Raw genomic sequence first — 11,710 nt, forward strand, 5'->3', positions numbered from 1 at the left:
GCGGGGCGGCGAACGCGGGCGGCGCGAAGCCCGGGACCGCGCCGGTCTGCGGCGGGGGCGCGGGCTGCGGCGCCTCGGGCGCCTCCTCCTCCAGCACCTCGCCGCCGAAGTTCTTCAGCAGCGCCTCCAGACCACCGTCGAACCCCTGTCCGACGGCCGCGAACCGCCACACGTCCTTCAGGTAGAAGTCGCCGAGCATCACGGCGCGCTCGGTGGAGAACTCCGAGCCGTCGAACGCGTACCGGGCCACCTCCTCGCCGCCCGCGACGATCCGGAGGTAGCCGGGGCCGATCTGCGACATCTGCCCGGCGCCGTCGAGGGTCGCCGTGAAGGACAGCTTCTGGATCTTCGCCGGGATCCGGTCGAGGGTGACCCGGAAGGACTCCGTGTCGCCCGCCTGCGCGCCGAGGAGCTGGATGGACTCCTCGGGGGACTTCGGCTGGTTGAAGAAGACGAAGTAGCTGTCGTCCGAGAGCCGTTCGTCGGCGTCGAGTCCGAAGCAGCTGATGTCGAAGGTCAGCCCCGGACCGTTGATCTGCACACCGACGTACAGATCGGTGCCCGCGGTGAGGTCACTGATCCTGGCCTTGTGGCCGCGTTGGAATTCCCTGGCCATGCGTAACGACCGTCCCCCATCCCGATACGAGTGCGTCGCGTCAGGCTAACGGCAAAGTCGGACACCGCGAACGGTCGGTACAGACCCGGTACACAACGCCCACGTGCCGCGGAACGCCGCTCACACGTCGCGGGCGCCCGGCGCGTGCGGCAGCCGGTCGGCGGCGACGACGCCCTCCAGGTACCCCCGCGCCCGCTCGGTGCGCGGGTAGCCGTCGAGGAGCCGCCAGAACCGGGGGCCGTGGCCGGGCACCAGCAGATGGGCCAGTTCGTGCAGGAGCACGTAGTCGACGACGTACTCGGGCATGCCCTGGAGCCGGTGCGAGAGCCGGATGCTGCCCTCGGAGGGGGTGCAGGAGCCCCAGCGGGTGTTCTGGTTGGTGACCCAGCGCACCGAGGCGGGCCGGGCGCGGCCCTGGAAGTACTGCTCGGAGAGGCGCCCGGCGCGCTCCGCCAGCTCGTCGTCGCCGAGGACCCGTCTGCTCTCCTGCGCGGCGAGCTTGTCGAGCATGACGCTCACCCAGCGCTCCTCCTCGGCCGCGGACATCCGGGCGGGGATGAGCACGATGGTGCGGTCGCCGTCGCGGTACGCGGAGACCGTGCGGCGTCGGCGGTCGCTCCTGCGCACCTCGATCGCGCTCGCCCCTGAGCCGCTCGGCGGCTGGCTCTTCGTGCTGCGCTGCGGTGCTCCGGCGCGGTGCAGTGGGTCGGCGGACACGCCCCGACGTTACCCGCTGCACACGCGGGAAGTCCCGACCCCGGGACGGTTCGGTGTCGCCGCCCCGCCATGCGCTTGATTCGTACGACGAATACCCACCGCCTGTGGACAACTTTCGGCACGGACCGGCGGGGCCGGGCATGCTGGCAGTCGCCGGCGGAGCCTGGACCGACTCCGCGGACGACGGGGAGCCCCGTCGGGCGATGTCCCCGCGGCAGACTCGCGGGGGTCGTCGGACGCGGGGCACGAGCGGTGACGGGGGCCTGGCATGGACGCTGACACGAACGTCTCGGAACGGATGGTTCCGCAGATGAAGACCGCGCTCAGGCGCGGCTGGCGCGACCTCAACACCGTGCAGTTCGGGATGGCCCCGGCGCACGCGCTGACGCTGGGCCCGGTGGACACGGCCACCGGCAGCTTCCTCGACCTGCTCAACGGCACCCGGGGGCTGGTGCTGCTGCGGGAGGAGGGCCGCCGGATGGGCCTGCCGGACGGCCACGTCGACCGGCTGGTGGCCCGGCTGACCAGGGCCGGTCTGCTGGACGACGCCCGGGGCGGCGGTCCGGCCGCCGACCGGCTGCGCCGGAAGGAGGCGGTCATGGAGCGGCTGCGGCCCGACCTCGCCTCCCTGTCGCTGCTGGCCACCGGGCCGGGCGAGGCGATCGGACGGCTGGCCGCCCGCGGCTCGCTGCGGGTGCGGGTGAACGGCGCCGGGCGGGTGGGCACGCTCGTCGCCTCCCTGCTCACGGCGGCGGGCGTCGGCGAGGTCGACGTCTGCGACAGCGGCCGGGTCGCTCCCGGGGACGTGGCGCCCGGCGGCCACCCGGCCGACTCGGTGGGCGAGCGGCGGGCCGAGTCCGCGCGTCGCTCGGCCCGCCGCCACGCGCCCGGCCGCCCGTCGCGGCGCGGCCCGAAGGACACTCCGGACGCCTCCCCGGCCGCTGCCGCCGGGATCGACGGTCCCGGTCTGTCCCTGGTGATCATGGCTCCGCGCGACGACGTCGCCGTCCACGCGCCCGACCCCGCGGGCGCCGCCGCGCTGCTCGCCTCGGGCACCCCCCACCTGTACGCGGGCGTGGTGGAGGCGACCGGGGTGGTCGGCCCGCTGGTGCTTCCCGGGGAGACGGGCTGCGCGGGCTGTCTCCAGGAGACCCGCGCCGACCGGGACCCGACCTGGCCCCGGCTGGTCGCCCAGTGGCGCTCGGGCGCGCCGCGTACGGCACGGGCCTGCGACCTGACGCTGGCCACGACCGTCGCCGGGCTGACCGCCGCGCACGCGCTCACGTTCCTGGACGGCCGGACGCCGGCCAGCGCGGGCGCCCGCTGGGAGGTGTCGCTGCCCGCCCTGCACTGGCACGCGCGGCCGGTCGCCCCGCATCCGGCCTGCCCGTGCGGGGCCGCGGAGAGAACCGGGGACGGGGACACCGTCGACGCCGGGGAGGGGCGCGCGACAATGGCGGTGCAAGGGCCGTCGAAGGAGTCACGCCGCGAGGCGGACGCGGCGCGGCCGGCTGGGACTTGGAGGGCGCATGTCTGATCTTCCCCGCAAGGCGGTCACCCGGACCGCCAGGCTCGCGACGCTCCCGCTCGGCTTCGCCGGACGGGCGACCTGGGGCCTGGGCAAGCGGATCGTCGGCGAGTCCGCGGAGATCGTCGGCCGCGAGCTGCAGCAGCGCACGGCGGAGCAGCTGTTCAAGGTGCTCGGCGAGCTGAAGGGCGGCGCCATGAAGTTCGGCCAGGCCCTCTCGGTCTTCGAGTCGGCGCTGCCCGAGGAGGTCGCGGGCCCCTACCGGGCGGCCCTGACCAAGCTCCAGGAGGCGGCCCCTCCGATGCCGACGCGCACCGTGCACGCGGTGCTCCGGGAGCGGCTCGGCGAGGACTGGCAGCGGTTGTTCCTGGAGTTCGAGGAGCAGCCGTCGGCGGCGGCCTCGATCGGTCAGGTCCACCGCGGGGTGTGGCACGACGGCCGCGCGGTGGCGGTCAAGGTGCAGTACCCGGGAGCGGGCGAGGCCCTGCTGTCCGACCTGACGCAGCTCAGCCGCTTCGCCCGGCTGCTCGGTCCGCTGATCCCCGGCATGGACATCAAGCCCCTGATCACGGAGTTGAAGGACCGGGTCGCCGAGGAGCTGGACTACGGTCTGGAGGCCGAGGCGCAGCGGACGCATGCCGAGGAGTTCAGCGGCGACCCGGACGTGGTGGTGCCGGGGGTGGTCCACCAGTGCGAGCAGGTGCTGGTCACCGAGTGGATCGACGGCGTCCCGCTGTCGGAGGTCATCGCGGACGGCACCCCGGAACAGCGCGACCGGGCCGGACAGCTGCTGGCCCGCTTCCTCTTCTCCGGCCCGGCCCGCACCGGCCTCCTGCACGCCGACCCGCACCCGGGCAACTTCCGGCTGCTGCCCGGCGGCCCGCGGGGCGCGGACGACTGGCGGCTCGGTGTCCTCGACTTCGGCACCGTCGACCGGCTCCCGGAGGGGCTGCCCGCCTCGATCGGCGAGTCCCTGCGGATGACCCTGGACGGTGACGCGGAGGCGGTCTACGACCACCTCTGCGCGGAGGGGTTCGTCAAGGAGTCGATAGAGCTGGATCCCGTCGCCGTCCTGGACTACCTGCTGCCGATCATCGAACCGGCCCGGGTCGACGCGTTCACCTTCACCCGGAGCTGGCTGCGCAACCAGGCGGCCAGCATCGCCGACCCCCGCTCCCCCGCGCACCAGTTGGGGCGGCAGCTGAACCTTCCGCCCTCGTACCTGCTGATCCACCGGGTCACCCTCAGCACCATCGGTGTGCTGTGCCAACTGGGGGCGACGGTCCGGCTGAGGGACGAACTGGAGTCGTGGCTGCCGGGGTTCGTCCCGGAGGACGAGGCGTACGAGGAGCAGGAAGAGGCGGAGGCGGCCGAGGGGGCCTGACCCCCGGCCGCCCGGACAGCGCAGGGGGCCGGTCCGTCGGAACGGACCGGCCCCCTGGAAGAGTCAGCGCCTCCCGGAACATCCGGGTGGCCGCGCCTGGGTGCGGATCGCCTACTGCATCACGGCCATGGCGAGCGCGCGGCGGGCGCGCATCGACGCGCGCTCGGCCCGGCGCTGCATGCGGCGCGCGGTGGCCAGGCTCGCGGCCCGGCGCTCCCGTTGCGCCTCCGCCAGGCGGTCGTGCATATGCGCACGCGCCAGGGCTTCTGGGATGAGTTGCATCTCACGGGTCCTGTTCTGGCGCGAACCGGTCGCGCCGGTGGTGGTGAAGTCTTCGATCGCTGAGCCGGTGGGCTCGCTGGTGGACGGCATCATCGGGGCCTGCTTCTTGGGGTCGTGCGTGAGGGGACGGTCGATCGTTCCGAGGGTGTTCATGCTGTGACCGGGTTCTTGCGCGGGCGACCGCGCGGCCGCTTGCGGGCGACGACGACGCCCTGGACGAACAGCTCGCCACCCCAGACGCCCCACGGCTCACGCCGCTCCTTGGCCCCGGCGAGGCAGGCCTCGACCAGCGGGCAGGTGCGGCAGAGCGACTTGGCGTACTCGACATCGGCCGGCGACTCGGCGAAGAAGACCTCCGGGTCGTAGGAACGGCAGGGGACGGGCACGCCGAGGTTCTCGATGGCGTCGTCGAGCGCGGTGAGCGCCGTGAGCGGGGTCAAGGTGGGGTCCTCCGTGGAGCCGGGCGGCGGGATCGTTTCGGAAGGCGGTACGGACGGGGCGTGCGCTTCGAGTTGCACGGCTGGTGTTCCTCGTCTGGTCGTGCCGGTCGGGTCGACCGGTTGGCGGCTGGTACCGGGTGGTGCTCGTGCCCGAGGCTCCTTCGTCCTGCCGTCCCTGGTCGGGGACAAACAAAAGGGCCGCGGATCCCGGGTGGGGTTCCGCGGCCCTGAAGGCGCCGGCCTGATCGACGATCAGGCTGGATCACTCCAGGGTTCTGGCCCACGGAAGGCCCACATCTGGTGGTGCGTCGTCTGCTTGCGGCTTCCGGCACCGGCCGCCGCAAAGGCATAGGCCTGCGCCTGTGCCGCTACTGCTTCCAGTGCCTCGGTCGGTCGCTCATTGCGCTCGCCCCGGTCGCGGACGGCGAGATCCGCGACGGACAGGGAGGAGACCGGCAGGGCGGCACGAATGCCGGACAGACCGGTGCCCTTGTTCGAGGTGCCGAGAACGCACAGGGAAGCGACGGCCGAGTGATCGGTCAGTTTGACGGCGCTGGTGGAAATCGTGTTGATGCTGATCACTGGTCTCGCCTCCTCTCGGCGTCTCAAGGGGTCGGGACGAACCAACCCAGGGGTATGTAAGTAGAACACGGTTCCGGGGCCTTCGAGAAGGCCTCCATCCCCGTGGAAAAGAACCTATGGGGATTCCCGGGGCATGCGCAAACTATTTTCTCGACGAGTTTCGCTCACCCCTCGCCGTCGTCCTCCTCGACCTCCTGGCCTGCGCAGATGGCCAGGACATCGGCTCCGTAGCGCTGGAGCTTGCGCGCCCCGACGCCGGGGATGCGGGCCAGCTCGCCGCCGGCGTCGGGCACCGCCTCGGCGATCGCCATCAGGGTCCTGTCGGTGAAGACGCAGAAGGCCGGCTGACCGCTGCGCCGGGCCTGGACCGCCCGCCACTCCCGCAGCCGCTCGTACAGGCCCTCGTCCATGTCGGAAGGGCAGTCGTCGCAGCGCATCAGCTTCATCTCGCCCGCGTCGGTGAGCGTGCGCCCGCAGACCCGGCAGCGGGCCACCGTGCGCCGGGTGCGCCGGGGCACCGCGTCCGGCCGGGTGGTGAAGCCCCGCTCGACGCCCCCGGGCCCGCCCGACGCGGCCCGCCCGGCGGCACCGGTGGACCCGGGGCGCAGCCCGTCGAGGAAGCGGCTGGGCCTGCGGCCCGCGCGGCCGCCGGGCGAGCGGGACAGCGCCCAGGAGACGTGGAGGCGTTCACGGGCGCGGGTGACCCCGACATAGAGGAGCCGCCGCTCCTCCTCGATCTGTTCGTCGGTCTTCGCGTAGGTGATCGGCATCATGCCCTCGGCGACACCGACCAGGAAGACGGCGTCCCACTCCAGACCCTTGGCGGAGTGCAGGGAGGCCAGGGTGACGCCCTGGACGGTGGGGGCGTGCTGGGCCCCGGCCCGTTCGTCCAGTTCGGCGACCAGGTCGCCGAGGGTGGCGCCGGGCCTGGCGGCGGCGAAGTCGTGCGCCAGGTTCACCAGCGCGGCCAGCGACTCCCAGCGCTCCCGGACGGCGCCGGAACCGGCCGGGGGCTGGGAGGTCCAGCCCTCGCCCGAGAGCACGGCCCGCACCTGGGAGGGGAGGTCGACGACCTCGTCCAGCAGGGCGTCGTTGCCGCCGAAGCGTGCCGCGCCGCGCAGCGCGACGCCCGCCTTGCGCACCTCCGGCCGGTCGAAGAAGCGCTCGGCGCCGCGCAGTTGGTAGGGGATCCCGGCGTCCGCGAGGGCCTGTTCGTAGGTCTCGGACTGGGAGTTCGTGCGGAACAGGATGGCGATCTCGCTGGCCCGCACGCCCGCGTCGAGGAGTTCGCGGATGCGGCGGGCGGCGCCCTCGGCCTCGGCGGGTTCGTCCGGGTACTCGGTGTAGGCGGGTTCGGGGCCCGCGGCGCGCTGCGAGACCAGTTCGAGGCGGTGGTCGGCGGCGCGGCCGCTGGCCTGGGAGAGCAGCCCGTTGGCGAGGTGGACGACCTGGGGGGTGGAGCGGTAGTCGCGGACCAGCTTGACGACGGTGGCGCCGGGGTGGCGGTGACGGAAGTCGAGGAGGTGGTCGGGGGTGGCGCCGGTGAAGGAGTAGATGGTCTGGCTGGCGTCGCCGACCACGCAGAGGCTGTCCCGCTCGCCGAGCCACAGCTCAAGCAGCCGCTGCTGGAGAGGGCTGACGTCCTGGTACTCGTCGACCACGAAGTGCTGGTACTGGGAGCGGACCTGCTCGGCGACGTCCTGCCGGTCCTGGAGGACGGCGACGGTGAGCAGCAGGACGTCCTCGAAGTCGATGACGGAGCGGTCCCGCTTGAGGTCCTCGTAGACGGAGTAGAGCTGGGCGATCTCGGCCGGGTCGCGGGGGGCGTCACGGCCGGCCTTGGCGGCCGCGAGGGCGTAGTCGGCGGGGACGGTCTGGGTGACCTTGCACCACTCGATCTCCCCGGTGACGTCCCGCAGCTCACCGCGGTCGAGGCGGATGCGGCAGGCCGCGGCGGCGTCGGCGACGAGCTGGATCTTGCGGTCGACGAGCCGGGGCATGGAGCCGCCGATCGCCTTGGGCCAGAAGTACTGGAGCTGGCGCAGGGCGGCCGAGTGGAAGGTCCGGGCCTGGACACCGGCGGCGCCGAGCTGGCGCAGCCTGCCGCGCATCTCGCCCGCCGCGCGGTTGGTGAAGGTGACGGCGAGGACGGTGGAGGGCTGGAGGATGCCCGCGCGCACCCCGTAGGCGATCCGGTGGGTGATCGCCCGGGTCTTGCCGGTACCGGCGCCCGCCAGCACGCACACCGGTCCGTGCAGGGCGGTGGCGACCTCGCGCTGCTCCGGGTCGAGCCCGTCGAGCACCGCGTCGGCCGAGTCCGGTACCCGCGGGAAGAGGGAGGAGTGCGTTGCTGCTGTCACACCGCCATGCTGCCAGGTCGGCCGTGACGGGTGAGCCGGTTGTCCACAGGCACACCCTCGCGGTCGTACTAATGCGGCGGGCGTCACCCTCGCAGGCGGTGGTGGGCGGGGGTGCGGGTGCCGGTGACCGGGCGGGGAATGGCGGCGGTGTGCCGTACGTTTCCTCCACGCGAGGACTCATCCCCGACCAGCCGAGGAGCGCGAGAGACATGCCGGGCACTGTGACGATGTACAGCACCACGTGGTGCGGCTACTGCCGTCGGCTCAAGAGCCAGATGGACCGCGAGGGCATCACGTACGAGGAGATCAACATCGAGCACGACCCGGAGTCCGCGGCGTTCGTGGAGAAGGCGAACGGCGGCAACCAGACGGTGCCGACCGTGCGCTTCCCGGACGGCTCCACGCTGACCAACCCGTCGCTCGCGCAGGTGAAGCAGAAGATCGGCGCGTGATCGGCCGCACCCGGCCGGAAGGCGGTCCCCGAGAGGTCTTCGGGGGCCGCCTTCCGCTGTCACGGGCCGGGTCGGGTCACACGCTCCTGGTGGGCAGCGGCTTGCCGTACCAGAGCTCGATCAACCGGGCGGCGATGGAGATGCCGTAGGGCGGCAGGACCTCGCCCGACTCGAAGGCGGCGCCCAGCTCGTCGCGGGAGAACCAGCGGGCCTCGTGGATCTCGTCGCCGTCGACGTTGATCTCCGTCGAGGTGGCGCGGGCCATGAAGCCGAGCATCAGGCTGGACGGGAACGGCCAGGGCTGGCTGGCGACGTACTCGGCGCGGCCGACGGTGACCCCGGCCTCCTCGAAGACCTCGCGGCGGACCGTCTGCTCGATGGACTCGCCGGGCTCCACGAACCCGGCGAGGGTGGAGAAGCGCCCCTCTGGCCAGTGGACCTGGCGGCCGAGGAGGATGCGGTCGTCGTCGTCGGTGACCGCCATGATCACCGCGGGGTCGGTGCGCGGGTAGTGCTCGGCGCCGCAGGCGGAGCAGCGGCGGATGTGTCCGGCCGCGGCGATGTTGGTGCGCTCGCCGCAGCGGGAGCAGAAGCGGTGGGTGCGCTGCCAGTTCTCCAGGCCGACCGCGTGCACCATGAGACCGGCGTCACGCGCGGAGAGCAGCAGCCCGGCCTCGCGCAGGCCCGCGGGGCGCGCGGACTGGTCGATGCGGCCGGGCAGCGAGTCCTTCTGGAGGGCGAAATAGCTGACGCCGTCCTCGTCGGTGCCCAGGAAGTAGCGGTGCGCCTCGGTGAGGGGCGCCTCGAAGGACGGGGTCATGACGAGTTCGGTGCGGCCGTCGGCCGTCTCGTCGATGAGGACCTGACCGCCGGAGACCACGAAGCAGCGGGTCGTGGGGTGGCTCCATGCCGCCGCGAGCCAGGCCTCGTCGAGGCGGTGGTGCGCGGCGCGGTCGATGCCGCTGGGGGCGGTGAGCGAGATGGGGCGGTCGGCGGTGTGGTCGGTCCAGGTGGTCACGGGTACTTCCAACTCCCCCGGTGGAACGGATTGTTTCGGCGGGACGCAGGGTGGGTGGCCGCGTCCGGCGGGGCTGGACGGCGCGGGGCGGTTCTCCCAGTGTGCCCCCGCGCCGGTGCCGCTCGGGACCGCGCGGGGTGGTCAGGGCGCACGGCGCCAGGTCTCCGCGAGGTCGCCCCAGAGGTACGCGGTGGCCTCGACGCCCTTCAGCAGGAGGTCGATCTCGACCTTCTCGTCAGGTGCGTGCCAGCCGTCGGAGGGGACCGAGATGCCCAGGAAGAGGACGGGTGCCTCCAGGACGTCCTGGAGGTCGGCGGCGGGTCCCGAGCCGCCCTCGCGGGTGTAGAGGACCTCGGTGTTGAAGGCGCGGCCCATGGCGCGGGCCACGGACCCGAGCGCAGGGTGGTCGAGCGGGGTCAGGCAGGGGCGGGTGGCGGCGCCGAAGGTGATCTCGCACCGGACACCGGCGGGGACCCGGTCGGCGGCCCAGGCGCGGACGGCCGTCTCGACGTGGTCGGGGTCCTGTCCGGCGACGAGGCGGAAGGAGAGCTTCGCCATGGCCGAGGACGGGACGATCGTCTTGCTGCCGGGGCCCTGGTAGCCGCCGCCGATGCCGTTGACCTCGGCGGTCGGGCGGGCCCAGACGCGCTCCAGGGTGGTGTGCCCCGCCTCCCCGGCGGCCGCGTGCGAGGAGGCCGTGCGCAGCCACCGCGCCTCGTCGAAGGGCAGCCGCGCGAAGAGGTCGCGCTCGCGGTCGGTGAGGTCGGTGACGCCGTCGTAGAAGCCGGGGACCGCCACGCGCCCGTGCTCGTCGTGCAGGGCGGCGACCAGGCGGGCGATCTCGGTGGCCGGGTTGGGGACGGCTCCGCCGAAGGATCCGGAGTGGATGTCCTGGTCGGGGCCGTGGAGGGTGATCTCGCACTCCGCGAGGCCGCGCATGCCGGTGCAGACGGTGGGGGTGTCCTCGGCCCACATGCCGGTGTCGGAGACGATCACGGCGTCGGCGGCGAGCCGTCCGGCGCGCTCCTCGACGAGCGCGCGGAAGTGCGGGGAGCCCGACTCCTCCTCGCCCTCGACGAGCAGCTTCAGGTGGACGGCGGGGGCGGTGCGGCCGGTGGCGGCGAGGTGCGCGCGGAGGCCGAGTGTGTGGAAGAACACCTGCCCCTTGTCGTCGGCGGCCCCGCGCGCGTAGAGGCGGCCGTCCCGGACGACGGGTTCGAAGGGGTCGCTGTGCCAGCCGTCCTCGCGGGCGGCGGGCTGGACGTCGTGGTGGCCGTAGACGAGGACGGTGGGCGCGGCCGGGTCCTCGGCGGGCCAGGAGGCGAAGACGGCGGGGGCGCCGGGCGTCTCCCAGACCTCGACGGCCGGGAACCCGGTGTCCTTGAGGGTGGCGGCGAGCCAGTCGGCGCTGCGGCGTACGTCGGGCGCGTGGTCGGGCCGGGCCGACACCGACGGGATGCGCAGCCACTCGGCGAGGTCGTCGAGGAAGGCGGCGCGGTGCTGTTCGATGTACGAACGGACGGCGCTGTCCGGGGTCTGGCTCATGGTCACGAGCCTATCGGCCCGCACGGACATCCTCGGGGGGCGGTTCGTCACACCCGTCCTCCGCCAGGAGCAGCCTCTCCAGGGCGGCCCGTCCCGGCAGGTCCGCGGGCCTGACGATCTCGCCGTCGCGCACGTAGACGAAGGCGGCGGCGACGGACTCGGCCTCGATGCCGTGCTGCTCGGCCCAGGCGAGCCGGTACAGGGCGAGCTGGAGCGGGTCGGCGCTGTGCGTCCTGGCCGTCTTCCAGTCGACGATCTCGTAGCGCGCCTCGTCGCCCTCGCCGTCCTTGTAGACGGCGTCGATGCGGCCCCGGACGACGCGTCCGGCGATGGCGATCTGGAAGGGCGCCTCGACGCGGTGAGGGGTGCGGTGGGCGTAGGCGGTGCGTTCGAAGGCGTCCTTGAGGGTCTCCAGGTCGTGCTCGTCGGCGATCTCGGCCTCGGCGCCCGGCAGCTCGTCGGGTTCGAGGAAGGGCAGCGTCAGCGCTTCGAAGCGGGCCTCGATCCAGGCGTGGAAGCGGGTGCCGCGGCGGGCCGCGGGCTGCGGCGGGCGGGGCATGGGGCGGGCGAGTTCCTGGGCGAAGCCGTCCGGGTCGGCGGCCATCCGCAGCACCTGGGAGACGGTGAGCGAGGCGGGCAGCGGGACGTCGGTGACGGCCTCCCTGGCGCGCAGCAGCTCCCCGGTGAGGGAGTCGAGGTCGCGGTCCCAGGAGGCGATGGCGCGGGCCTCCTCGGGGGTGGGGCGCACGCGCGGGCGGTCCCCGGCGGGCCCGCTCTCCGGACGCA

12 protein-coding genes are annotated in these 11,710 nt (G+C 73.5%); 3 read left to right on the plus strand and 9 right to left on the minus strand.

The features are described from left to right. Window positions 1–616: TerD family protein (locus tag GA0115242_RS19085; RefSeq protein ID WP_141721649.1), on the minus strand; the 616-nt coding region annotated here is incomplete at its 3' end. A gap of 120 nt (window positions 617–736) precedes the next feature. Continuing rightward, complete coding sequence (locus GA0115242_RS19090; RefSeq protein WP_093830064.1) at window positions 737–1,333, minus strand: M48 metallopeptidase family protein; 597 nt, start codon at window positions 1,331–1,333, stop codon at window positions 737–739. A 298-nt stretch (window positions 1,334–1,631) separates the two neighbouring features. On the opposite strand from GA0115242_RS19090, the gene GA0115242_RS19095 reads away from it, so the two are divergent. After that, window positions 1,632–2,870, plus strand: a complete 1,239-nt coding sequence (locus GA0115242_RS19095) for a TOMM precursor leader peptide-binding protein (protein ID WP_093830082.1) — start codon at window positions 1,632–1,634, stop codon at window positions 2,868–2,870. Next, window positions 2,863–4,245 (plus strand): ABC1 kinase family protein, encoded by a 1,383-nt coding sequence (locus GA0115242_RS19100; protein WP_093830066.1) that lies wholly within the window; start codon window positions 2,863–2,865, stop codon window positions 4,243–4,245. Before GA0115242_RS19095 ends, GA0115242_RS19100 begins: the two co-directional genes overlap by 8 nt. A gap of 111 nt (window positions 4,246–4,356) precedes the next feature. On the opposite strand, the gene GA0115242_RS19105 is transcribed toward GA0115242_RS19100, so the two are convergent. The 4 genes from GA0115242_RS19105 to GA0115242_RS19120 form a co-directional block, all read right to left on the minus strand. Continuing rightward, window positions 4,357–4,680 (minus strand): hypothetical protein, encoded by a 324-nt coding sequence (locus tag GA0115242_RS19105; protein ID WP_093830068.1) that lies wholly within the window; start codon window positions 4,678–4,680, stop codon window positions 4,357–4,359. Beyond that, window positions 4,677–5,045: a WhiB family transcriptional regulator gene (locus tag GA0115242_RS19110; protein ID WP_093830070.1), complete on the minus strand. Its 369-nt coding sequence runs from the start codon at window positions 5,043–5,045 to the stop codon at window positions 4,677–4,679. Before GA0115242_RS19110 ends, GA0115242_RS19105 begins: the two co-directional genes overlap by 4 nt. A gap of 174 nt (window positions 5,046–5,219) precedes the next feature. Further along, on the minus strand, window positions 5,220–5,549 hold the full coding sequence (locus GA0115242_RS19115) for a hypothetical protein (RefSeq protein WP_093830072.1): 330 nt from the start codon (window positions 5,547–5,549) through the stop codon (window positions 5,220–5,222). A 164-nt stretch (window positions 5,550–5,713) separates the two neighbouring features. Beyond that, window positions 5,714–7,909, minus strand: coding sequence for an ATP-dependent DNA helicase UvrD2 (locus GA0115242_RS19120; protein WP_093830074.1), 2,196 nt, complete (start codon window positions 7,907–7,909; stop codon window positions 5,714–5,716). Window positions 7,910–8,118: 209 nt separating this feature from the next. Between GA0115242_RS19120 and GA0115242_RS19125 the strand changes: the two genes are divergently transcribed. Further along, window positions 8,119–8,361, plus strand: coding sequence for a mycoredoxin (locus GA0115242_RS19125; protein ID WP_093830076.1), 243 nt, complete (start codon window positions 8,119–8,121; stop codon window positions 8,359–8,361). A gap of 76 nt (window positions 8,362–8,437) precedes the next feature. On the opposite strand, the gene nudC is transcribed toward GA0115242_RS19125, so the two are convergent. From nudC to GA0115242_RS19140, 3 genes are all read right to left on the minus strand, one after another. Next, window positions 8,438–9,379, minus strand: coding sequence for an NAD(+) diphosphatase (nudC, locus tag GA0115242_RS19130; RefSeq protein ID WP_093830078.1), 942 nt, complete (start codon window positions 9,377–9,379; stop codon window positions 8,438–8,440). Window positions 9,380–9,520: 141 nt separating this feature from the next. Continuing rightward, complete coding sequence (locus GA0115242_RS19135) at window positions 9,521–10,924, minus strand: dipeptidase (RefSeq protein ID WP_093830080.1); 1,404 nt, start codon at window positions 10,922–10,924, stop codon at window positions 9,521–9,523. 10 nt (window positions 10,925–10,934) lie between these two features. Continuing rightward, window positions 10,935–11,710, minus strand: a 776-nt coding sequence (locus GA0115242_RS19140) for a PD-(D/E)XK nuclease family protein (protein ID WP_141721650.1), incomplete at its 5' end; no start/stop codon positions are given.

It is taken from the genome of Streptomyces sp. SolWspMP-5a-2, assembly GCF_900091845.1.
GTDB classification, from domain to species: domain Bacteria; phylum Actinomycetota; class Actinomycetes; order Streptomycetales; family Streptomycetaceae; genus Streptomyces; species Streptomyces doudnae.